The sequence below is a fragment of the Pseudomonas sp. MWU12-2020 genome, from assembly GCF_023100605.1.
In the GTDB taxonomy this organism is placed as follows: Bacteria; Pseudomonadota; Gammaproteobacteria; order Pseudomonadales; family Pseudomonadaceae; genus Aquipseudomonas; species Aquipseudomonas fluorescens_H.
The window spans coordinates 410423-433212 of the sequence record NZ_JALMEX010000002.1 but is presented as its reverse complement, the minus strand read 5'-3'; the positions used below and the strand labels follow the sequence as shown (position 1 = coordinate 433212).

Sequence of the window (22790 nt, the reverse complement as noted above, 5' to 3'; positions counted from 1 at the left end):
GCCCTCAGCGGTTGGCGTCGGAATGGGTCATGGCGGTGTAGAACAGCCACGAGACCAGCAGGATGATCAGGAAGTACACCAGCGAAAACGCCGCCGCCGGCCCCAGATCGAATTGGCCTACGGCCATCTGGGTCAACGTCTGACTCAAGAAGGTCGTGGCATTGCCCGGCCCGCCGCCGGTGAGCACGAACGGCTCGGTGTAAATCATGAAACTGTCCATGAAGCGCAGCATCACCGCGATCAGCAGTACGCTTTTCAGCTTGGGCAACTGGATGTGGCGGAACACTGCCCACGCCGAAGCCCGATCGATCCGCGCCGCCTGGTAATACACGTCGGGAATCGCCCGCAACCCGGAGAAACACAACAGCGCCACCAGCGAGGTCCAGTGCCAGACGTCCATCACCAGCACCGTGACCCAGGCGTCCATGGTGTTGGCCGCGTAGTTGTAGCTGATGCCCATGGCATTGAGGCTCGAACCCAGCAAGCCAATGTCGGCGCGGCCGAAGATCTGCCAGATGGTGCCGACCACGTTCCACGGAATCAGCAACGGAATCGCCAGAATGATCAGCACCACCGATGACCAGCGCCCCTTGGTCGGCATGGTCAGGGCGATGGCGATGCCCAGCGGGATTTCGATCAGCAGCACGCAGGCCGAGTAGATGAACTGACGCAGCAATGAGTCGTGCAGACGTGGGTCGAGCAGCACCTGGCGATACCAGTCGGCACCGACGAAGTAGCGGCTGGACTGGTCGAAGATGTCCTGCACCGAGTAGTTGACCACGGTCATCATCGGGATCACCGCACTGAACGCCACCAGCAGAAACACCGGCAACACCAGCCACCAGGCCTTGTTGTTCTGCACCTTGTTCATGGCTGCACCTCGGTAAGGTCGGTGTCGTCCAGGAGGAATTCGTCGGCATAGACCATCAGCCACTGCGCCGGAAAACTGATGTACGCCGTGCCCTGCGGCACCGGTTTGTCTTCGGCCAGACGCACCTTCAACGGCGCGCCATCGAGGTCGAGGGTGAGGATCTTGTAGGTGCCGAGGTCTTCGACGTGGACCACCCGCGCCTGCATCGCCTCGTCAAACGGCTCGTCCCAGACATGGATGAACTCGGGGCGGATGCCGACCTTCAGATTTTTCCACTGACCGTGTTCGATATGCCGTTGCAAGGCGTCGGACAACGGCAGGTGCGTCGAGGCGAAACCGACCCCGCCCGGCTGCGGCTGCACCTCGATCAGGTTCATCCCCGGGCTGCCGATGAAGTAGCCGACAAAGGTGTGGCTCGGCCGCTCGAACAATTCCCGGGGCGTGCCGAACTGCACGATCTGCCCGCCGTACATCACCGCGATCTTGTCGGCGAAGGTCGAGGCTTCGAGCTGATCGTGGGTCACATAGACCATGGTGATGTTGAACTGCTCGTGGATCTGCTTGAGCTTGCGTCGCAGCTTCCACTTCAGGTGCGGGTCGATCACCGTCAGCGGCTCGTCGAAGAGGATCGCCGAGACGTCGTCGCGCACCAGGCCACGGCCCATGGAGACTTTCTGTTTTTCGTCGGCGGTGAGGTTACGCGCCTTCTTGCCCAGCAGGTTTTGCAGGTCGAGGACTTCGGCGATTTCCTGCACCTTGCTGTGCACTTTCGCCTCGGCCATGCCCTGATTTCGCAGGGGGAAGGCGAGGTTGTCGAACACGGTCATGGTGTCGTAGACCACCGGAAACTGGAACACCTGGGCGATGTTGCGCTTCTCCGGGGTCAGGTCGTTGACCGCTTTGCCGTCGAACAACACATGCCCTTGCGAGGGGCTGAGCAGGCCGGAAATGATGTTGAGCAAGGTCGATTTGCCGCAACCCGAAGGGCCGAGCAAGGCATAGGCGCCGCCCTGCGCCCAGATGTGATCCATCTCGCGGATCGCGTAGTCCTCTGGCCCGCTCGGGGTTTTGCTGTAGCTGTGGGCGAGGTGCTGCAAACGGATTTCGGCCATCACGCTACCCTCGCGACACGCCGGCCCGGTGCCTGCACCAGACGGCCCTGCGCATCGAACACGAACAGTTTGTGCGTCGGGATGTAGATGCGGATCGGCGCATCGACGTCGTATTCATGGACGCCCGGCAGGTGCAGCACCAGCAGGAAATGCTCGTTGCGCACGTGGAGGAAGGTTTCCGAGCCGCTGATCTCCGCCACTTCGACGGTGACCGCCAGCTCCAGGTCGTCATCGTTGCTCGGCACCAGCGAGATATGGCTGGGGCGCACGCCAAAACGGAACTCGCCCTCACCCACCGGGCGCAGGTCGACGTTCAACGGGAAGTGCACGAAGTTGGCGAAGCTGACTTCGTTGCCGGCGATGCGCCCGGGCATCAGGTTGATCGGCGGCTCGGAGAACAACTCCGCCGCCAGCACGGTTTGCGGCTGGTGGTAGACCGAGGTCGATGGGCCGCTCTGGATCACCCGGCCCTCGTGCAGAATCGTCGTGGTGCCGCCCAGCGCCAACGCTTCGTTGGGTTCAGTGGTGGCGTAGATCGCAATGGTGTGGCGCAGCTTGAACAGCTCGCGCATTTCCTGGCGCAGCTCCTCGCGCAGCTTGTAGTCGAGGTTGACCAGTGGCTCGTCGAACAGGATCAACTCGGCATCCTTGACCAGCGCCCGGGCCATCGCCGTGCGCTGCTGTTGGCCGCCGGACAGCTCCAGCGGATAGCGCTGCAGAAACTTCTCGATGCGCAGCATCCGTGCGGTTTCCTGCACCTTGCTGTGGATGATGTCCTTGGCAACACCGGCCTGACGCAACGGCGAGGCAATGTTCTCGAACACGGTCATGGTCGGGTAGTTGATGAATTGCTGATAGACCATCGACACATTGCGCAGGCGCACCGGGCGCTGGGTGACATCGACGCCGTTCATCAGGATGCGCCCGCTGTCAGGCTTGTCCAGACCGGCCATCAGGCGCATCAGACTGGTTTTGCCGGACAGCGTGCGGCCGAGCAGAACGTTGAAGGATCCGGGTTCGAATGTCAGGCAGGCATCGTCGATCCAGGTCTGGCCCTCGACGGTACGGCTGACGTGCTCCAGGGTGAGTGACATGGCTCGGCCTTTTTTATTATTGGAGTCAAGCGACCTGTGCAGCAGAGCGACATTCGTGCCAGAAATGGCAAGTGGTTGATTTGTCGTGAAAAGCACCGAAAACGTAGGGAATGGGTGTTCATGACTGAACAGATTTGAACAGTCTGGCGATTGACAATGAACAATCGTGAACAACACTCTGTGAACTCATTTCGGTGAACACCGGAGATCCTGTGGGAGCGAGCTTGCTCGCGAATGCGGTGTGTCGTTCAGCCGATTCGGTGACTGATACGACGCTTTCGCGAGCAAGCTCGCTCCCACAGTTGATGTGTGTTTTGCTCAGGATTTGGGTTCATAACAATAATAAAAACGCTGCATCAGAGGCCCACCACCATGGCCGCACCTACCCCGCCGCTGTCCCACGACGCGATCGTCCAGAACTCCTGGCAACGGTGCCGCGCGTTCGGCCTCAGCCACCAAAGCAGCCCGGCGTTCGATCAATTGCCCGCCTCCGGCATCGCGCATTTACTCGACCGTCATCATTCACTGGTGCAGACCACTCACCAGGAGGTCCTGCCCTATTACGAAAACATCCTCAGCAACTCCAATTGCCTGATCATGCTCGCCGACCATCAGGGCCAAGTGCTGACATCGTGGGGCACTCAGCGCTTTATCGAGCCGCACCTCGCCCGTGGGTTTAGCGCCGGAGCGAGCTGGATGGAGCGTTCAAGCGGCACCAATGCGATCGGCACTGCGCTGGCCTGCGAACAAGCGGTGCACATCGAACACGATGAACATTTCCTTAAGGCCAATCGCTTCATGACCGGCTCCGCCGCGCCGATTTTCGACGCCGAGCGCAAGGTCATCGCCGTACTCGATGTGTCCAGCGACAGCTACCTGCCGCCCTCGCACACCCTGGGCATGGTCAAGATGATGAGCCAGACCGTGGAGAACCGGCTGATCCTCAACCTGTTCCACGGCCAGCACTTTCAACTGACCTTCAACACCGGGTTGAACAATCTCGACAGCCAATGGGCGGGGTTGTTGATCTTCGATGAGAGCGGCCAGGTGCTGTCGGCCAACCGGCGGGCGGACAATCTGCTCGGCGTGCGCCTGTCACGGGTCAGTATCGAGAGCCTGTTCAACGTGTCGCTATTGGAGCTGTTGAATCAGCCTGACGGCTTGCCGTTCGCCCTGCAGACCACCGGGCGCAACCGTTTTCAGTGTTTATTGAAGCGACCGCAACAGGCGCCGATTCAGCCCCGGGTATTTGCCGAGCCCAAGCCCGCCGCAGCGCCGATCAAAGTGCCGGGAACGATCAGCCTCAGTTCCCTGCATTTTGGCGACAGCCGCGTGGAAAAAGCCGTGCGCCAGGCCGAGCGCCTATTGGAGAAAGACATTCCGCTGCTGATCCACGGCGAAACCGGGGTTGGCAAGGAGGTCTTCGTCAAAGCCCTGCATCAGGCCAGCTCACGCAGCAAACAGGCATTCATCGCCGTCAACTGCGCGGCGATCCCGGCCGAACTGGTGGAGTCGGAACTGTTCGGCTATGAAAAAGGTGCGTTCACCGGCGCCAACCAGAAAGGCAGCATCGGCCTGATCCGCAAGGCTGACAAAGGCACCCTGTTCCTCGACGAAATCGGCGACATGCCGCTGCCCACTCAGGCGCGGTTGCTGCGGGTGTTGCAGGAGCGCTGCGTGCAACCGGTGGGCAGCAGCGAGTTGTTCGCGGTGGACTTGCGGATCATCTCGGCGACTAACCGCTCGCTCAGGGAGCAGGTGCAACTGGGGCGGTTCCGCGAAGATTTGTACTACCGCATCGGTGGGCTGACCCTGGAACTGCCACCGTTGCGCGAGCGCAGCGATAAGGAGGCGCTGTTCAAACGCCTGTGGGAGCAACATCGCGAACCGACGCAATGGGCCGGGCTGAGCCGTGAGGTGCTGGAACTGTTCACCCGTCATCCATGGCCGGGCAATCTGCGCCAGGTCAGCAGCGTGATGCAGGTGGCTTTGGCGATGGCCGAGGAACAACCGGTGAAGCCGGAGCATCTGCCGGATGATTTTTTTGTCGATCTGGAGATGGAGCCGGTGGAATTGGCGCCGCCGCTAGGGGTTGATCTGAACGATACCGAGGCGTTGAGCCGCGAATTGCTGGCGGCTGGGGGCAATATTTCGCATCTGGCGCGGCGGTTGGGGGTTAGTCGTAACACCCTTTACAAGCGCTTGCGTCAGGCTGAGTGACAGCGTGGCTGAACCGGCCTCTTCGCGAGCAAGCCCGCTCCCACATTGGATTTTTGTGATGTCTGATTTTTGTGTACGACACTGATCCCCTGTGGGAGCGGGCTTGCTCGCGAAGGCGCCAGCCCGGTCACCACAAAAACCAATGCCTCACCCCATTGACCGAACCGACTAGACTGTGACGAAATGTTTCAGTTTTTCGCCATGCCATTGATTCAGACACCTCCCTCCTCCTGATTTTCACAGGATAAGTGCTTTGACCAACATCTGTTCCACCGGCCTTGATATCGGTTTCGCCTCGCTGGATTACCTGCAGATCGGCTTCCTCGGCATCATTCAAGGCATCACCGAGTTGCTGCCCGTTTCCTCCACCGCGCATATGCGCATCGTCCCGGCCCTGCTCGGCTGGCCGGATCCCGGCTCGGCGTTTTCCGCGGCCATGCAGCTGGCTGCACTGGCGGCGGTGGTCAGTTATTTCTGGCGCGACGTCAAGCAAGTGGTCGGTGGCAGCGTCGACGCGGTGCGCCAACGGGATTTCAACAACCGCTGGTTCATCCTCGCGGTGGCCATCGTGCTGGCGACCATACCCATCGGCATTGCCGGCATTGCGCTGTCCTCGACGCTCAACGCCTGCAACTCGCCCCTGCGCGGCCTGATGGTGATCGGGATTTCCTGCGTGGTCATGGCGGTTCTGCTGGCCGCTGCCGAACTGTCGTGCCGGCATCGGCGCACCGTGGACGAAATGCGTCTGCGCGATGCGCTGATCGTCGGCATTGCGCAGATTGGCGCGCTGATTCCCGGGGTGTCGCGCTCCGGCTCGACGCTGACGGCAGCGTTGTTTCTCAACTTCAAGCGTGAAGAAGCGGCGCGGTTCTCGTTCCTGCTCGGGCTGCCGGCCATCGCCCTCGCCGGTTTGAAAGAGTTGTGGGTGTTGTTCCATGCCGACCTTCCAGCCGCCGTTTGGGGGCACCTGATTTTCGGTCTGGTGATTGCCAGCATCTCGGCGTTCTTCGCGATCTGGGGCCTGATGCGTTTTCTGGAGAAGTTCTCCACCTGGCCATTCGTCATCTACCGCGCGGTGCTGGGGATTTTCCTGATCGTCGCGGTCAGCACCGGGGCCTTGAGCTAACCCCACCCTCTAGATAAAACAAAACCCGCACATGGCGGGTTTTGTTTTAACGCGGATCAAGCAATCAGTCAGCCAGACGCCAGGTCGTGCCGCCCTTGCCGTCTTCCAGCACCACGCCCATGGCGGTGAGCTGGTCGCGGATGCGGTCGGATTCGGCCCAGTCCTTGCCGGCGCGTGCCGCCAGACGTGCAGCAATCAGTGCGTCGACTTCAGCCGCATCGACACGCCCTTCGGCGCCCGCTTGCAGGAAGTCATCGGCTTCCAGTTGCAACACACCCAGCACGCTCGCCAGTTCTTTCAGACGTGCCGCCAGACCTGCCGCTGCATCGAGATCGCTCTCGCGCAGGCGGTTGATCTCACGCACCATCTCGAACAGCACGGCGCAGGCTTCCGGCGTGCCGAAGTCGTCGTTCATCACCGTGGTGAAACGCTCGACGAAGGCTTCGCCGCCGGCCGGGGCCACGCTCGGCAGGCCTTTCAGCGCGTGGTAGAAACGCTCGAGAGCGGCCTTGGCGTCCTTGAGGTTGTCTTCCGAGTAGTTGATCGCGCTGCGGTAGTGGCTCGACACCAGCAGGTAACGCACGACTTCCGGGTGGTACTTGTCGAGCACGTCGCGAATGGTGAAGAAGTTGTTCAAGGACTTGGACATCTTCTCGCCATTGATACGGATCATGCCGCAATGCATCCACGCGTTGGCGTAGGTCTTGCCGGTGGCCGCTTCGCTCTGGGCGATTTCGTTTTCATGGTGCGGGAACTCGAGGTCGCTGCCGCCGCCATGAATGTCGAAGGTCTCACCGAGGCAGCAGGTGGACATCACCGAGCACTCGATGTGCCAGCCCGGACGCCCGGCGCCCCACGGCGATTCCCAGCTCGGCTCGCCCGGCTTGGCGGCTTTCCACAGGACGAAGTCCAGCGGATCTTCCTTCGACTCGTCGACTTCGATGCGCGCACCGATGCGCAGGTCTTCGATCTTCTTGCGCGACAGCTTGCCGTAGCCCATGAACTTGGCGACGCGGTAGTACACGTCGCCATTGCCCGGGGCGTAAGCGTAGCCCTTGTCGATCAGGGTCTGGATCATCGCGTGCATGCCCGGAATATGATCCGTGGCACGCGGCTCCATGTCCGGCTTCTTGATGTTCAGGCGCGCTTCGTCTTCGTGCATCGCCGCGATCATGCGCTCGGTCAGCGCGTCGAACGACTCACCGTTCTCGCGGGCACGATTGATGATCTTGTCGTCGATGTCGGTGATATTGCGCACGTAGGTCAGGTCGTAACCGCTGAACCGCAACCAGCGGGTCACCAGGTCGAACGCGACCATGCTGCGGCCGTGGCCGAGGTGGCAGTAGTCGTACACGGTCATGCCGCACACGTACATGCGCACCTTGTTGCCATCCAGCGGCTTGAAGACTTCTTTGCTCTTGGTGAGCGTGTTGTAGATCGTCAGCACTTTATATTTCCTTGACGCTAAATCACTGGCCCCACGAATCACGCAGGGTCACGGTACGGTTGAATACCGGCTGACCTGGTTTCGAGTCCTTTATATCGGCAACGAAGTAGCCTTCGCGCTCGAACTGGAACCGGTCTTCCGGCTGTGCATCGCCCAGCGATGGCTCAGCACGACAACCGGTCAGCACTTGCAGTGAGTCAGGGTTGATGTTGTCGAGGAAACTCGCGCTGTCTTCGGCCTTCTCCGGGTTCGGAGAACGGAACAGGCGATCGTACAGACGCACTTCGCACTCGATGCTGGCAGCCGCCGGCACCCAGTGGATCACGCCTTTGACCTTGCGGCCTTCAGGGTTCTTGCCCAGGGTGTCCGGATCGTACGAGCAACGCAGCTCGACGATGTTGCCGTCGGCGTCCTTGATCGCTTCGTCGGCACGGATCACGTAGCTGCCACGCAGACGCACTTCGCCGTTCGGCTCCAGGCGCTTGTAGCCCTTTGGCGGTTCTTCCATGAAGTCATCGCGGTCGATGTAGATTTCACGGGCGAACGGCAGCTTGCGCACGCCGAGTTCTTCTTTCTGCGGATGACGCGGCAGTTCGAGGTTTTCGACCTGACCTTCCGGGTAGTTGGTGATCACGACTTTCAACGGACGCAACACGCACATGGCGCGCGGGGCGTTCGCGTCGAGGTCCTGACGGATGCTGAACTCGAGCATGCCGAAGTCGACCACGCCGTCGGAACGGTTGGTGCCGATCATGTCGCAGAAGTTGCGGATCGAAGCCGGCGTGTAGCCACGGCGACGGAAGCCGGACAGCGTCGACATGCGCGGGTCGTCCCAGCCGTTGACGTGCTTTTCATCGACCAGTTGCTTGAGCTTGCGCTTGCTGGTGATGGTGTAGTTCAGGTTCAGACGGCTGAATTCGTACTGGCGCGGGTTGGCCGGCACCGGCAGGTTTTCCAGGAACCACTCGTACAGCGGACGATGGCTTTCGAATTCCAGGGTGCAGATCGAGTGGGTGATGCCTTCGATGGCGTCCGACTGACCGTGGGTGAAGTCATAGTTCGGGTAGATGCACCACTTGTCACCGGTCTGATGGTGATGGGCGTGGCGGATGCGGTACATGATCGGGTCGCGCAGGTTCATGTTCGGCGAGGCCATGTCGATCTTCGCGCGCAGCACGCGGGCGCCGTCCGGGAACTCACCGGCACGCATGCGTGCGAACCAGTCGAGGTTCTCTGCCACCGAACGGTCGCGGAACGGGCTGTTCTTGCCCGGCTCGGTCAGGCTGCCACGGTATTCCTTGGCCTGCTCAGGGGTCAGGTCGTCGACGTAGGCCTTGCCGGCCTTGATCAGCTCGACCGCCCAGTCATGCAACTGGTCGAAATACTGCGAGGCGTAGCGCACTTCGCCGGACCACTCGAAGCCCAGCCATTTGACGTCGCTTTCGATCGCGTCGATGTATTCCTGGTCTTCCTTGGCCGGGTTGGTGTCGTCGAAACGCAGGTGCGTGACGCCGCCGAACTCCTGGGCCAGGCCGAAGTTCACGCAGATCGACTTGGCGTGGCCGATGTGCAGGTAGCCGTTGGGCTCAGGCGGAAAACGGGTGACGATCTGGGTGTGCTTGCCCGAGTCCAGGTCTGCCTGGATGATCGGCCGCAGGAAATTGACCGGCACGGCAGGGCCGGACTTGGCATTCGAGGTAGGGTCGACAGTGGGCTTGCTCATAGGATCCTTGACTTACATGTGCGCGGCCGCAAAGGGGGCCAGACAAAACAAAGCCGCTATCATAGCCGATGCTGTCAAGGGCCTGACAGAGCGCGGCCTATAAAGGAGCGCATTTAATCGCCGGGATATGAAAAACAGCCTCGAAATTCGCGCCTGTCACGCTAAACTGCGCACCTTGGCCGATGCAGGCTGAACCGGTTTCGGCACTCGGTGTCCGAAAACCACGAATTCCTAATACAGAGTAGCGATAATGACTCAAGTCAAACTGACCACCAACTACGGCGACATCGTCATCGAACTGGACGCGGAAAAAGCGCCGATCACCGCTGCCAACTTCCTCGAATACGTTAAAAACGGTCACTACGAGAACGTGATTTTCCACCGCGTCATCAAGGGTTTCATGATCCAGGGCGGCGGTTTCGAGCCTGGCATGCAGGAAAAGAAAGACAAGCGCCCGAGCATCCAGAACGAAGCCGACAACGGCCTGAAGAACGAGAAATACACCCTGGCCATGGCCCGCACCATGGATCCACATTCGGCCTCGGCGCAGTTCTTCATCAACGCCACCGACAACAGCTTCCTCAACCACACCGCCAAGACCGCTCAGGGCTGGGGTTATGCCGTGTTCGGTAAAGTCGTTGCCGGTACCGATGTCGTCGACAAGATCGAAGCCGTTGCCACCACTTCCAAGGCCGGTCACCAGGACGTGCCGAAAGACGACGTGATCATCGAGAAAGCCGAGATCATCGAAGCGTGATATTGCTGATTTCAGACTTGCATCTGGAAGAGGAGCGCCCGGACATCACCCGGGCGTTTCTGGATTTGCTCGCCGGACGCGCCCGCTCGGCGAGTGCGTTGTACATCTTGGGCGACTTTTTCGAGGCGTGGATTGGCGACGACGCCATGACGCCCTTCCAGCGTTCCATCTGCCAGGCTCTGCGCCAATTGAGCGACAGCGGCACGGCGATTTTTCTGATGCACGGCAACCGCGACTTCCTGCTCGGCAAAGCCTTCTGCAAAGAAGCCGGCTGCACGCTGTTGAAGGACCCGAGTGTCGTGCAGTTTTACGGCGAGCCGGTGTTGTTGATGCACGGCGACAGCCTGTGCACCCGCGATGTCGGCTATATGAAGCTGCGGCGCTACCTGCGCAACCCGATCACCCTGTTCATCCTGCGCCACCTGCCGCTGAGCACCCGCCACAAACTGGCGCGCAAGCTGCGCAGCGAAAGCCGTGCGCAGGTGCGGATGAAGGCCAATGACATCGTCGATGTCACGCCGGAAGAGATTCCGCGGATCATGCAGCAATACGGGGTGAAAACCCTGATCCACGGCCACACCCATCGTCCGGCGATCCACAAGCTGCAGCTCGGTGAGCAGGCAGCCAAGCGGATTGTGCTGGGGGACTGGGATCGTCAGGGTTGGGCGTTGCAGGTGGATGAGAACGGGTATGCCCTGGCACCGTTCGACTTCGCCCCGCCACCACAACTGGCAGCACCTGCCAACTGACACAACACAAAACCCAATGTGGGAGCGGGCTTGCTCGCGAAGGCGGTGGTTCAGTCGACATCTCTGCTGAATGACACACCGCTTTCGCGAGCACGCCCGCTCCCACATTTTTGACCGCGTTTTGCTTAGTGACCGCTGGCAGCCGGGCCGGCCTTCGCCGCAAACGGCGGCTTCGCCAGCCACACAATCAGAATCAGCCCCATAAAGCCCCAGCCCAACAACGTGAAGTAATCCACGGTGGAGAGCATGTATGCCTGGCTGGTGAGGATCTGATCCATCTGCGCGTACGCCGATTGGCTCGCGCCGCCTAAATGATTCAACGTCTCGCGGGTCGCCGGCTCGAAGGTGCTGATGCTTTCGCTCATGTAGGCATGATGCTGATTGGCGCGGCGAATCCAGATCCACGTGGTCAGCGATGCCGCAAAGCTACCGCCCAGAGTCCGCAGGAAGGTGGCGAGGCCAGCGCCGTCGGCGATCTGGCTCGGCGGCAGGTCGGACATCAGGATGCTCAGGGTCGGCATGAAGAACAGTGCCACGCCTATCCCCATGAACAGCTGCACCAGGGCGATGTGCTGGAAGTCCACCTGGTTGGTGAATCCGGCGCGCATGAAGCAGCTCAGGCCAATCGCCAGGAACGCCAGACCGGCCAGCAGGCGCAGGTCGAACTTGTTCGCGTACTTGCCGACAAACGGCGACAGCAGCACCGGCAGAATCCCGATCGGCGCCACCGCCAGACCGGCCCAGGTCGCGGTGTAACCCATCTGCGTTTGCAGCCACTGCGGCAGGATCAGGTTGATGCCGAAGAACCCGGCGTAACCCAGCACCAGCACCAGCGTGCCGATGCGGAAGTTGCGGTAGGCGAACAACCGCAGGTTCACCACCGGATGCTGGTCGGTCATTTCCCAGATGACGAACACCGCCAGGGCGATCACCGAAATCGCCGCGCCGATGATGATGAAGTTCGATTCGAACCAGTCCAGGTCATTGCCCTTGTCGAGGATCACCTGCAACGCGCCGACGCCGATGATCAGCGAGATCAGGCCGACGTAGTCCATCGGTTGGCGACTGGTTTCCACCGGGCGCTTGGCCAGTTGCGAGCGCACCACCATCACCGCAAAGATGCCGATCGGTACGTTAATGAAGAAGATCCACGGCCAGCTATAGCTGTCGGTGATCCAGCCGCCGAGAATCGGCCCGGCAATTGGCGCAACCACCGTGACCATCGCCAGCAATGCCAGGGCCATGCCGCGCCTCGCGGGGGGATAGACCGCAATCAACAGGGTCTGTGTCATCGGGTACAGCGGCCCGGCCACCAGGCCTTGCAGCACACGGAAGCCGATCAGTTCCGGCATCGACGTGGAGATACCACAGAGAAACGAGGCCAGCACAAACAGAATGGTCGCCCAGAGAAACAGCTTCACCTCGCCGAAACGCCGACTGAGCCAACCGGTCAGCGGCAGCGCAATGGCGTTGCTCACGGCAAACGAGGTGATGACCCAGGTGCCCTGCTCCGAACTCACGCCCAGGTTGCCGGAAATGGTCGGCAAGGCCACGTTGGCAATGGTGGTGTCGAGCACTTGCATGAAAGTCGCCAGCGACAGGCCGATGGTGCTGAGCAACAGGCTGGGCGGCGTGAAAGAGGCGTTATTGCTCATTGTGAATCCTATGAAACCGGGTTGACGCTATGGGAGCGCGCTTTTTGTGGCGAGGGAGCTTGCTCCCTCGCCACAAAAGCCCGCACCTGAAGGGTGTGACCTTAGCGTTGTGCGGTCTTGCTCACCGCCGCGCTGTTGTCGTGGATCAACTGCGCAATCATCGCGTCGGCTTCGGCCAGTTGCTGCTCGTAAACGTTGGTGGTGAACGAGGCCTTTTGCGGCGGTTGCTGGGCCAGCACCGGACCGCTCTGGTCATGCAGGTTCACTTCAACGTTGGTCGACAGACCGACCCGCAGCGGGTGCTTGGCCAGCTCTTCGGCGTTGATGTGAATCCGCACTGGCACACGCTGGACGATCTTGATCCAGTTACCGGTGGCGTTCTGCGCCGGCAACAGAGCAAACGCGCTGCCGGTGCCGGCGCCGAGGCTGTCGACGGTGCCGCTGTACTTCACGCTGCTGCCGTAGATGTCAGACTCGATGTCCACCGGTTGGCCGATGCGCATATCACGCAGTTGGGTTTCCTTGAAGTTGGCGTCGATCCACAGCTGATCCAGCGGGATCACCGCCATCAGCGCGGTGCCCGGCTGTACGCGCTGACCGAGTTGCACGGTACGTTTGGCGACGTAACCGGTGACCGGCGCAATCAGGGTGCTGCGAGCGTTGGTCAGGTAGGCCTGGCGCAGTTCAGCAGCGGCCTGCATCACGTCCGGGTGCGACGAAACCACGGTGTCATCGACCAGCGCGCTGGTGGTTTTCAGTTGCTGTTTGGCGTTGGCCAGGGCGTTTTGCGCCGAGGTCAGGTCATCGCGGGCGTGGGACAGTTCTTCCTGGGAAATCGCCCCGCCAGCGGCGAGGTTCTTCCGGCGGTTGTAGTTGTCCTGAGCCTTCTGCACTTCAGCCTGTTGCGCGTTGACCTGGGCTTTCATGCCGTCGACGTTGCTGTACAGGCCGCGCACCTGACGCACGGTACGCGCCAGTTTCGCCTGGGCACTTTGCAGGCCGACTTCAGCGTCGTTGGGGTCGAAGTTGATCAGCACCTGGCCTTCGTGGACCAGATCGCCATCGTCAGCGCCAATGCTGACCACGGTGCCGGTGACCAGCGGGGTGATCTCAACGACGTTGCCGTTGACGTAGGCGTCGTCGGTGCTTTCGTTGAAGCGCCCGATGAATTCGTGATACGCCCACACGCCGGCCCCGGCGAGCAGGACCACGACGGCCAGCACCAGCAGCATGACTTTGCGCTTGCGTGGATTACCGGTGTCGGGGGTGTTGTCTTGAGTTTGAGTGTTTTCGGCAGTGGCCATGACAAATACCTGAAATTAGTTGTGCGACGTGGCTGGGGTGGCGTTGGCTGCGGTCAGGGTTTCACCCTGAAAGCCGCCGCCCAGCGCTTGCATCAGTTGAATCGACAGGTCGATCTGCTCGGCATTGAGGTTGGCCAGCTGACGCTGGGCCTGCAGCAATTGCTGCTCGATGCTGAGCACGTCCAGGTAGTTGCCGATGCCGGAACCGTAACGCTGGACGACGGTGTTGTAAGAGTCCTGGGCAATCTCGGTGGCGTGTTGCTGCGCCCCGATCTGCCGGCCGATGTCACGCAACTGGTTGATCGTATCGCTGACATCACCCAGTGCTTTCACCAGGCTTTTGTTGTACTGCGCCACCGCCAGATCGTAATCGGCGTCGCGCGCATCAAGGTTGGCGCGCAGGCGCCCGCCGTCGAAGATCGGCACCGAGATGGTCGGGGCGATGCTGAAGAAGCGACTGGCCGACCCGAACATTGCGTCACCCAACAAGGATTCGGCACCGGCAGACGCCGTAAGGTTCAGGTTGGGATAGAAGCGGGTTTTCGCCGAGTCGATGTCTTTGCTCGCCGCCTCTACGCGCCAGCGCGCAGCGACCAGATCCGGACGCCGACCGAGCAGTTCCGCCGGCAATACCGACGGCACGGCCACGGCGCTGGCTTGCAGGACTTTCGGCCGAGCAATTTCGTTGCCGCGATCCGGGCCTTTGCCGAGCAGCACGGCCAAGGCGATTTTCGCGCTGTTCAAGCGCTTTTCGGCATCGATCAGGCTGGCTTCGGAACTGGCTTCCAGACTCTGGGTTTGCTGGAACTGGTACTGGCTGTCGATCCCGGCGCTCAAGCGGCGCTGGCTCAGATCGAGCATCTGTTTGGTGCGTTTCAGATCGTCGTTGGCCAGGTCGTAGACGATGTGCGCCTGTCCCAGATCGCTGTAGGCCCGGGCCACGTCGGCGGCGAGGGTCAATTGCGCGGCCTGACGGTCGACTTCCGCAGCACGGGCCTGACCGAGAGCGGCTTCCCAGGCATCTCGCTGGCCGCCCCACAGGTCGAAGTTGTAATTGAAACCGGCGCTGATATTGCGCACGGTGGCATAGGCATCGCCCTTGCCCAGCGGATCCTGATCCTTGGCCAGACGCGAACGGCTGATACCGGCGCTGGCGTCGAGGGTCGGATAGCGTTCGGCATCGGCAGCATAAGCGGCGGCGCTGGCCTGATGCGCTCGGGCTTCGGCGATCTGCATGTCCGGACTGTCATGCAGGGCTTCGCGGATCAGACCGTCGAGTTGTGGGTCGCCAAGGCTGGTCCACCAGTCGCTTTTCGGCCATGCCGCCGGCGACAGGGTCACACCGTTGAGGGACTGGCCGACTTTCAGGCTTTTCGCATCAAGATTTGTGCCTTGAGTGTCGAGGCCGCTGTAATTGGCGCAGCCGGCGAGGATCATCGCCGACAGCACCAGGGTCAGGCTGCTGCGCAAGGTTTTACTGCTCATTGTGTTCACCTAAGCGCTGGATGGTGATCGGGTCACCGGCGGCCAGCAGGATTTTCTTGAGGATGTATTCCAGAGTCTTCAACTCGTCCGTAGTGACGGCGCCGGCCAGTTCATTCATTGCATCGGCGCCGATGTGCGGCAGACGATCGGCCAGTTGCTGGCCCTGCTCGGTGAGTTTGAGCTGCACCTGACGGCGATCGCCTTCGCTGCGTTGGCGAGCCAGGAAACCTTTCTGTTCCAGACGATCGAGCATGCGTGTCATCGAACCGCTGTCCAGCGACAGATGCCGGCACAGCTCGGCCGGAGTATCGACGCCGTACTGGGCCATGATGATCAACACCTTGAACTGCGCGGCGGTGATGCCGTGGGGGTCCATGTGGGTGTCGATGATCTTGTCTTTGAGCAGCGCGGCACGGCCCAGCAACAGGCCGAGATGGCAATGCTTGAATTCGTCCGGGGTGAAATGCTTCATGTGCTCACCTAATAACTGCCTAGGCAGTGAATGTATGTCGAGATGTTACTGCCTAGGCAGCGAATGTCAACGTAATAGTTAGGTTGCTTTGTAATTAGTTGACCAGTGGACTGGGTTTTTGTGTTGCCCGCACTGACGCTTTCGCGAGCAAGCTCGCTCCCACAGGGATCTCATGCATACATGGATCAATGTGGGAGCGAGCTTGCTCGCGAAGGCAGCGACTGGGTGTAACGTCGGTCAGGATTTGTCGGAAGGATGCACAGATGGCGGCTGGAGGGGATGCACTTCACGCCCGCGCAAGGCCGTCAGCGCATAACCGCAAGCGCGTTTGATCACCGCATACATGCTGTGCCAGCCCGGCGGTGCGGGCTCGATCGCGGCATGCAGCGCGAGTGCATAGTCGAGCACCAGACCGGGCGTCCAGGCCATGACTTCGGCGCGTTTACGCACTTGCGCCGCCACCCAGAACTCGGGGCTGACGATCACTCGGGCGAAGTCGAGCATGCTCGAATGCCCGCGATTCATCGCCCCTTCAAGGGCCGCTTCGAGGCTATGGGCGACGGCACTCGAGCAGTTGCGGCTGGTGAGGTTGTACGTGCTGTTCTGCCGGTATTCGCTCCAGAACGCCTGCAGTCGCCGCGCGTCGTAATGAGCAAAACTGACCTGAACCGAAGACGGACACCAGTCCGCCACCTCACCCGCATAGTCAGGCAGGAACCGGCCGTCGACATCATTGTTCGGCGTCGCCCGCAGCAATCGCACGAAATCCCCCGCCGAACGATCGATGTCATCCAGCGGGTAATGGCTGATGTAAATGTCCGGGCCGCATTCCAGGGCCGCGTGGCCGGCAGAAATCACACCGTTGATGTCGACGGCCGCGATATAGCGGTTGAGCAGGCGGTTGCGCACCAGGGTGTCATCAACGGTGCCGCTGGGTGTCCAGACATGGATCACCAGCGCGGTGCTGGGGGCCGGCCCACCGACCGAGGCCGGACTCGCCAACGGTGGCTGGTGTTTGAAGCGCAGTGACTGGCGCAACAACGCGCAGCCCGAAAGAAAGATGCTCATGCCAATGCAGAACGGCACCGTGCCCTTATACAACGTCGGATACGGTTCAAGGATGAACAGGCCAAAGGTGATTTCGAACAATCCGGTGAGCAGCGACAATCGCCAACCGACAAAGCGCACCACCACCGCCGCCGCCAGCCGAAAGCCGCCATCGAGCAGAAACGCCACACCGAACAGCACTGCCAGAATCAGGCTGGCCACATGTTGCCGGTCGACGATCAGCAGCCCAAGCAGCAGGAACGCCAGACCGCGGGCCTTGCGCAAAGCGGCGGCGGTGCCGGTCTGCGGTGCCGGCACCAACAGAATGATCAGGGCCTCGAGTAACAGCAGATAGCCAAAGACATGCAGCGGAAAATAAAGCACACCGTCCAGCGCATCGATAAAGATCGCCACCCCGGCCGCGCCCCAGACAATGCCGGTCAGCGCCAGCGTCGACCAACGCTTGCGGACAAAGTCATTACCGAGCAAGACCATACTCAAGCGGACCATAGGCGCTTCCTGTTGCATTGGGGCAGTTGCAACCTACCGGGATTTCAGGCTTCGCTGAGTCTAATACATCCTCAAATTTCCGAAGCGCGGACGCGCTTTCTAGGAATCGCCTGATGTCTCTCGTCAGACCCCGTGTTTAACGTACGGTCCTCCCTGGCCAACACGAATAGCCTTTTCATGAAGCGATCAAAACTTCAGCGCCCCATGCACACCCTGGCTGCGGTGACGTTACTGACGTGCGCGTCGGACGCGATAGCGGCGAATTGCACATTCAACGGTTCTTCCCGCACCCAAACGCTCAACTTTGGCGCAAGCCTTGCCAATGGTGGCCTGACAATCCCCGCCGACACACCCGATGGCACAGTGGTCTACCAGGACACCGCGCAGCAATCGAGCTCGCACAGCTGGTCGTGCAGCGCAACTTCGCAATACGGCGTAGCAGTCAATCCCGCGCTAGGCACCCCACCCAGTAACGTAACGACCTTTCCCTTGGGCAAGACCGGGCTCTCGTTCCGTATCTGGATGGATATGTTAAGTCGCTATGAGCCCTCCCTGTTTGCGATCAGCTCAACCTACTACGGCATCGGAGCCGGTACGGTCAGACTGGAAATCGTCAAGACCGGCCCACTGGCGTCGCAAGTCAGGATTGATGCCGGCAATCTGGGCAACCTGCAGTCCGGTGAGCTGATCCTGAACAGGTTTAATCTGGCCAATGCACTGGTACTGAATGCAGCCTCCTGCCAGACCCCGTCCGTACCGGTGGCCATGGGCGATGATTATCAACTCAACGAGTTCAGCCAGGCTGGCGCAACACCGCGCACGGTGCGCTTCAACATTGGCCTGAACCAGTGCCAGACCGGCATCAAGAAAGTCACCTACTCGCTCAAGGCCAATACCACGGTGATCGATGCGGCCAAAGGCATCGTCGCGCTCAATGACAGCTCCACCGCCAAGGGCATCGGCCTGCAATTGATGAATGACGCCGGGCAGCCCATGGCCTTGGGCACCACCTACCCGTTCGACGCGTTCACCAGCACCGGCACCGACTTCAAGATTCCTTTGTCGGCTTCGTATTACCGTCTGCCGACAGATGAACTCAAGGCCGGCAGTGCCAACACCGAGGTCACCTTCATCGTCAACTACCTTTAAATCTAAGGATCGTCTGATGTTCCCGGCACCTGGCCGTCCCTAGAGTGCCGGGATGAGATTGAAGAACTACCTCCACCAGATCAGCCCGATCCTGTCCTCGCCCCACGCGGCACGGCGCCTATTGCGCATTTTTGCCCTGGTGCTGCTGGTGGGCATTCTCGGCGGCGTCTACAGCTTTCTGTTGTTTACCTTCAATAATGAAGTGTCCCAGCGGCGCAGCTACATGAGCAGCGCGATCGCCGAAGCGCATACCTTTTTCACCACCCGGGAAGCACTCCTGGAAAGCCTCAGCCTGTCGGCCACGCGCATGGCCAACATGGACCTGCCGGTCTCCGATGAAGAGATCCGCCTGCTGCTCGGTCAAGCGCCGGCGCAGCAATGGAGCATCTGGCTGACCCGACGCATGCGCGACTACCTCAAGGCTCGGCAACTCAACCTGGTATATGTCAGCAGCGGCCCCCAGTCTCAAGTATGGCGCCTTTACAACGCGACGCCGGTGACCAGTGCTTTCCCCCGAGCCACACTTGAGCGACTGCAAACCCTCAAACACCACAACAGCGCCAACCTGAAGGAACTCTGGCTGACCCATGCCGCTGACGGGCACTCGCAGCTGTACATCTTCATTCGCCTGGACGAACGCGACATCAACTCCGGCTGGCTCGGTCTGGAAATGGACGACCGCGAAGTCTCCAGCGCCTTGAGTGATCACAGCGCCGGCGAGTTCACCATGTTCAATTCGCAGGGCATGCCGCTGTTCAGCAACAGCCAAAAACCGCCGCCGGGGCAGTATCTGCCACTGCTGCGGCAACAGGACTTTTTCGGTTTTGTCGGTGACGGCTGGCTGCCGGAACAGTTGGTGTTACGCAAGCAACTGAAATCATCGGATTGGCAGCTCACTTACTCCATCGATTTGCTCGAGGTGCTATGGGCACTGTGGCCGCAAATGCTCGGCGCACTGCTGTTTTGCCTGTTGAGCATCAGCCTGGTGTACCTGCTGACCCGACGCCTGGAACACCGCGTGATCAACCCGGCGATCCACCGGATCCAGGCGTTGGTGGAAAGCGAGCTGTTCAGCCGCGACGTGATCCAGACCGCGCCAGTGGCGCTGTGCGTGCTGCGGCGCACCGACGCTCAAGTGGTGCTGGAAAACACCCTCGCCCGCCAATGGCTGGGCCGCCGTGGCGAACAACTGGGACCGGGCTGGATCCGCGCGGCGTTTGACGACAACGAACCCGGTCTGACCGATTACTTCGAGACCGCCGATGGCCGTCACTTGTACCTGAGCTGCGCGCCGACCCGCTACAAAGGCGAAGACGTGTTGCTCTGTGCCTTCAGCGACATCAGTGCACGCCGGCAAATCGAAGCGGCGCTGGAACAGGCTCGCCAGTCGGCCGACGCCGCCAATGAGGCCAAGACCCTGTTTCTTGCGACCATGAGCCACGAAATCCGCACACCGTTGTACGGCGTGCTCGGTACCCTGGAATTGCTCGCCCGTACGCAACTCGATACCCAACAGAAAAGTTACCTGCAAGCCATCGAAGGCTCCTCTGCCACCCTGCTGCAACTGATTTGCGACGTGCTTGATGTGTCGAAAATCGAGGCCGGGCAACTGGCGCTGGAATTGAGCGAGTTCCGCCCGACGACGCTGGTGCACGAAGTCGTGCAAGGCTACGCGGCGGCGGCGCAGAGCAAAGGCCTGCAACTGTACGCCTGCCTCGATCCGCAAACGCCGGAGCGGTTGATCGGCGATGCCAGCCGCGTGCGGCAAATTCTCAACAATCTGCTGAGCAACGCGGTCAAGTTCACCGATTCCGGGCGCGTGGTGCTGCGGGTCAAACTGCTCGGTCGCGAAGGCGAACGGGTGTGCCTGCAATGGCAGGTCTCGGACACCGGCAAAGGCATCGCCCATGACGATCAGGCGTTCATTTTCGAACCGTTCTACCAGACTGAAGGCAACACCAACGTGGTGGCCGGCACTGGCCTGGGCTTGCCCATCTGTCAGCGGCTGACGCACTTGATGAACGGCACCCTGCGCATGGTCAGCGAGCCGGGGCTGGGCAGCAGTTTTGCCTTGAGCGTGCCGCTGGAGCAAACCTCAAACAAGACCTCACCGGCCGTCGTACCGGCATTGGCGCCGGACCTCGTTTACGTGGTTTCGCCTGTGCGCGAACTGGCCGAAAGTCTCTGCGGCTGGTTGCGCCGCTGGGGCGCCCGTCCGCAGATAGGCACACCCGATTGCACGGAACCCGACTGCAGCGTCGTGCTGCTTGAGCTGTATCCCACGCCCTCCGATCTGCGCCCGAGCCAGGCATGGCCCGGCCCGCGAGTATTGGCCAGCGGCGACGGAGCCCACGAGCCGCAGTTCGGCGCTGATGGCTGGAAGGTCAATCTGAATGATCTGGCGGCGATCCAGCGCGCCGTTCGCCAGGCTCAGGGCGGCCAGATCGCCCCCCTCCCTGAGCAACACGAACCGCATAGGCTGCGTCCATTGCGTCTGCACATTCTGGTAGCCGAAGACAACGCCATAAACCAACTGATCCTGCGCGACCAGCTCGAAGAACTGGGCTGCACGGTGGCGCTGGCCAGCGATGGCGAAGAGGCCTTGTCACTCTGGCGCGGCAGTGAGTTCGACATTGTCCTCACCGACGTCAACATGCCGCGCCTCAACGGCTACGAACTGACCGCAGCCCTGCGCCGCGCGGGCTGTGTCACCCCGATCATCGGCGCCACCGCCAACGCCCTGCGCGGAGAAGATGCCCTGTGTCTGGCGGCCGGCATGAATCACTGTCTGGTCAAACCTTTTACGCTGCGAGCCTTGCTCGCGGCCCTGGCTCCTTATGAACGAGTTGCTCATGAAGCCCTGTAGCATTTTGATAGTCGAAGACCACCCTTTCCAGCACCGTTATTTGCAGAATCTGTTCAACGAGTTGGGCAACTTTGACGTGGTCGGCGTCCGGGACGGCGAAGCCGCACTGGCCTGCCTGAAACAGCGGGACTTCGACCTGATACTCACCGACTTGCTGATGCCGGGCATGGACGGCGTGCAGCTCATTCAGGGCCTCGCCGCACAACGTTCGCGCCCCGCACTGGCGATCATGAGCGCGGCCTCGCGACGGATGTTGATGGGCGCCAGTCTGGTGGCGAGCAATCTGCAGGTGAAAGTGATCGGGCTGATTTCCAAACCGGTGACCACCGCCGCCCTGCGCTGCCTGATCAATCAATTGCAGGCACTGCGCCAGATGGTTCCGGCCGAGACCCGCGAAGGCGTCGGGCGCGAGCGTATTCTGCACGCGCTGGACAACGGTGAACTGCAAGCCTGGTTCCAGCCCAAGAAAGCCCTGAACAATGGCCGCATCGTCGCCGCCGAAGCCCTGGTGCGCTGGATTCATCCCGAACAGGGCACGCTGCTGCCCGGCGAGTTCCTGCCGGTGCTGGCCGCCTGTGGCCTTGAAGAACAGCTGCTGTGGAAAGTGCTGGAACAAGCGATTGCCGCTCAAGTCGGCTGGCGCCAGCAGGGCTATGACATTCCGGTCTCGATCAACCTGCCGACGCACCTGCTCAACAACCACGACCTGCCCGACCGTATTCACGCGTTCGTGCTGGCCCATCAAGGCTTGCCGGCACGGATCTGTTTTGAGCTGATGGAGTGCTCGGTGCCCGACGACATCAGCAACTTCTATGCCGGTGCCTGCCGCTTGCGGATCAAGGGGTTCGATCTGTCACAGGTTGATTTCGGCAAGGGTTACAGCTCGTACATGAATCTGGTCTCGGCGCCGTTCACTGAATTGAAGATCGACCGCACGCTGGTACATGGCTGCAACGCCAACGAAGAGCTGGCCCAGGCCCTCACCAGTATTGTCAGCCTGGGACGGCAGTTGGGTCTGACGGTAGTGGCCGAAGGTGTCGAGACCGCGCAAGAACTTGCTCTGTTGCGTAAAATCGACTGCACTCAGGTTCAGGGTTTCCTGATCTCCCATGCCGTGTCTTCGGATCAATTCCAGCAGTTGCTGACCCATGACGGGCCGGCGAACGCGTACTGACCCGCAAGCGGGTGTTGACGACTGTCACT

17 protein-coding genes are annotated in these 22790 nt (G+C 60.9%); 7 read left to right on the top strand and 10 right to left on the bottom strand.

Going from position 1 to position 22790, the window contains the following annotated elements; genetic code table 11:
- Window positions 1-4: 4 nt before the first annotated feature.
- Genes M0814_RS06040 through M0814_RS06030 form a run of 3 tightly spaced genes read right to left on the bottom strand, consistent with a single transcriptional unit; the run spans window position 5 to window position 3077 of the window.
- Window positions 5-871, bottom strand: coding sequence for a sugar ABC transporter permease (locus M0814_RS06040; protein WP_103485336.1), 867 nt, complete (start codon window positions 869-871; stop codon window positions 5-7).
- Window positions 868-1983 (bottom strand): ABC transporter ATP-binding protein, encoded by a 1116-nt coding sequence (locus M0814_RS06035; RefSeq protein ID WP_103485337.1) that lies wholly within the window; start codon window positions 1981-1983, stop codon window positions 868-870. The genes M0814_RS06040 and M0814_RS06035 overlap by 4 nt, the downstream gene beginning before the upstream one ends.
- Entirely contained in the window at window positions 1983-3077 is a 1095-nt protein-coding gene (locus M0814_RS06030; protein WP_103485338.1) for an ABC transporter ATP-binding protein, read from the bottom strand. The genes M0814_RS06035 and M0814_RS06030 overlap by 1 nt, the downstream gene beginning before the upstream one ends.
- A gap of 372 nt (window positions 3078-3449) precedes the next feature.
- Here M0814_RS06030 and M0814_RS06025 point away from each other — a divergent pair, with 372 nt between their 5' ends.
- Window positions 3450-5297: a sigma-54-dependent Fis family transcriptional regulator gene (locus M0814_RS06025; protein WP_103485339.1), complete on the top strand. Its 1848-nt coding sequence runs from the start codon at window positions 3450-3452 to the stop codon at window positions 5295-5297.
- Between the two features lie 253 nt (window positions 5298-5550).
- Window positions 5551-6423: an undecaprenyl-diphosphatase UppP gene (gene uppP / locus M0814_RS06020; RefSeq protein WP_003223749.1), complete on the top strand. Its 873-nt coding sequence runs from the start codon at window positions 5551-5553 to the stop codon at window positions 6421-6423.
- Window positions 6424-6487: 64 nt separating this feature from the next.
- Here the strand turns inward: uppP and cysS are convergent, their stop codons facing one another.
- Window positions 6488-7870, bottom strand: a complete 1383-nt coding sequence (gene cysS, locus M0814_RS06015; RefSeq protein WP_103485340.1) for a cysteine--tRNA ligase — start codon at window positions 7868-7870, stop codon at window positions 6488-6490.
- A 22-nt stretch (window positions 7871-7892) separates the two neighbouring features.
- Window positions 7893-9593: a glutamine--tRNA ligase/YqeY domain fusion protein gene (locus M0814_RS06010; RefSeq protein WP_103485341.1), complete on the bottom strand. Its 1701-nt coding sequence runs from the start codon at window positions 9591-9593 to the stop codon at window positions 7893-7895.
- A 250-nt stretch (window positions 9594-9843) separates the two neighbouring features.
- On the opposite strand from M0814_RS06010, the gene M0814_RS06005 reads away from it, so the two are divergent.
- Complete coding sequence (locus M0814_RS06005; protein WP_103485342.1) at window positions 9844-10350, top strand: peptidylprolyl isomerase; 507 nt, start codon at window positions 9844-9846, stop codon at window positions 10348-10350.
- Entirely contained in the window at window positions 10347-11099 is a 753-nt protein-coding gene (lpxH, locus tag M0814_RS06000) for a UDP-2,3-diacylglucosamine diphosphatase (RefSeq protein ID WP_045122383.1), read from the top strand. Before M0814_RS06005 ends, lpxH begins: the two co-directional genes overlap by 4 nt.
- A gap of 125 nt (window positions 11100-11224) precedes the next feature.
- Here the strand turns inward: lpxH and M0814_RS05995 are convergent, their stop codons facing one another.
- The 5 genes from M0814_RS05995 to M0814_RS05975 all read right to left on the bottom strand — a co-directional run bounded on the left by M0814_RS05995 (window position 11225) and on the right by M0814_RS05975 (window position 17572).
- Window positions 11225-12754 (bottom strand): DHA2 family efflux MFS transporter permease subunit, encoded by a 1530-nt coding sequence (locus M0814_RS05995; RefSeq protein WP_103485343.1) that lies wholly within the window; start codon window positions 12752-12754, stop codon window positions 11225-11227.
- A gap of 101 nt (window positions 12755-12855) precedes the next feature.
- Window positions 12856-14058, bottom strand: a complete 1203-nt coding sequence (locus M0814_RS05990; RefSeq protein ID WP_103485344.1) for an HlyD family efflux transporter periplasmic adaptor subunit — start codon at window positions 14056-14058, stop codon at window positions 12856-12858.
- Between the two features lie 15 nt (window positions 14059-14073).
- The gene (locus M0814_RS05985) at window positions 14074-15543 is read right to left on the bottom strand and encodes an efflux transporter outer membrane subunit (protein WP_103485345.1); all 1470 of its coding nucleotides are present in this window, start codon (window positions 15541-15543) and stop codon (window positions 14074-14076) included.
- The gene (locus M0814_RS05980) at window positions 15533-16015 is read right to left on the bottom strand and encodes a MarR family transcriptional regulator (protein WP_045122382.1); all 483 of its coding nucleotides are present in this window, start codon (window positions 16013-16015) and stop codon (window positions 15533-15535) included. Before M0814_RS05980 ends, M0814_RS05985 begins: the two co-directional genes overlap by 11 nt.
- A gap of 237 nt (window positions 16016-16252) precedes the next feature.
- Entirely contained in the window at window positions 16253-17572 is a 1320-nt protein-coding gene (locus tag M0814_RS05975) for a DUF308 domain-containing protein (protein ID WP_103485347.1), read from the bottom strand.
- 528 nt (window positions 17573-18100) lie between these two features.
- Between M0814_RS05975 and M0814_RS05970 the strand changes: the two genes are divergently transcribed.
- Genes M0814_RS05970 through M0814_RS05960 form a run of 3 tightly spaced genes read left to right on the top strand, consistent with a single transcriptional unit; the run spans window position 18101 to window position 22761 of the window.
- On the top strand, window positions 18101-18721 hold the full coding sequence (locus M0814_RS05970) for a fimbrial protein (protein WP_242486721.1): 621 nt from the start codon (window positions 18101-18103) through the stop codon (window positions 18719-18721).
- Between the two features lie 52 nt (window positions 18722-18773).
- Window positions 18774-21587, top strand: a complete 2814-nt coding sequence (locus M0814_RS05965; RefSeq protein WP_103485349.1) for an ATP-binding protein — start codon at window positions 18774-18776, stop codon at window positions 21585-21587.
- The gene (locus M0814_RS05960; protein WP_103485350.1) at window positions 21574-22761 is read left to right on the top strand and encodes an EAL domain-containing response regulator; all 1188 of its coding nucleotides are present in this window, start codon (window positions 21574-21576) and stop codon (window positions 22759-22761) included. The genes M0814_RS05965 and M0814_RS05960 overlap by 14 nt, the downstream gene beginning before the upstream one ends.
- Window positions 22762-22790 lie beyond the last annotated feature (29 nt).

Coding starts and splice junctions, on each gene's coding strand:
- M0814_RS06040 (WP_103485336.1), bottom strand. CDS start 871: ATGAACAAGGTGCAGAACAACAAGGCCTGGTGGCTGGTGTTGCCGGTG.
- M0814_RS06035 (WP_103485337.1), bottom strand. CDS start 1,983: ATGGCCGAAATCCGTTTGCAGCACCTCGCCCACAGCTACAGCAAAACC.
- M0814_RS06030 (WP_103485338.1), bottom strand. CDS start 3,077: ATGTCACTCACCCTGGAGCACGTCAGCCGTACCGTCGAGGGCCAGACC.
- M0814_RS06025 (WP_103485339.1), top strand. CDS start 3,450: ATGGCCGCACCTACCCCGCCGCTGTCCCACGACGCGATCGTCCAGAAC.
- M0814_RS06010 (WP_103485341.1), bottom strand. CDS start 9,593: ATGAGCAAGCCCACTGTCGACCCTACCTCGAATGCCAAGTCCGGCCCT.
- M0814_RS06005 (WP_103485342.1), top strand. CDS start 9,844: ATGACTCAAGTCAAACTGACCACCAACTACGGCGACATCGTCATCGAA.
- M0814_RS05995 (WP_103485343.1), bottom strand. CDS start 12,754: ATGAGCAATAACGCCTCTTTCACGCCGCCCAGCCTGTTGCTCAGCACC.
- M0814_RS05990 (WP_103485344.1), bottom strand. CDS start 14,058: ATGGCCACTGCCGAAAACACTCAAACTCAAGACAACACCCCCGACACC.
- M0814_RS05985 (WP_103485345.1), bottom strand. CDS start 15,543: ATGAGCAGTAAAACCTTGCGCAGCAGCCTGACCCTGGTGCTGTCGGCG.
- M0814_RS05980 (WP_045122382.1), bottom strand. CDS start 16,015: ATGAAGCATTTCACCCCGGACGAATTCAAGCATTGCCATCTCGGCCTG.
- M0814_RS05975 (WP_103485347.1), bottom strand. CDS start 17,572: ATGGTCCGCTTGAGTATGGTCTTGCTCGGTAATGACTTTGTCCGCAAG.
- M0814_RS05970 (WP_242486721.1), top strand. CDS start 18,101: ATGTTAAGTCGCTATGAGCCCTCCCTGTTTGCGATCAGCTCAACCTAC.
- M0814_RS05965 (WP_103485349.1), top strand. CDS start 18,774: ATGAGATTGAAGAACTACCTCCACCAGATCAGCCCGATCCTGTCCTCG.
- M0814_RS05960 (WP_103485350.1), top strand. CDS start 21,574: ATGAAGCCCTGTAGCATTTTGATAGTCGAAGACCACCCTTTCCAGCAC.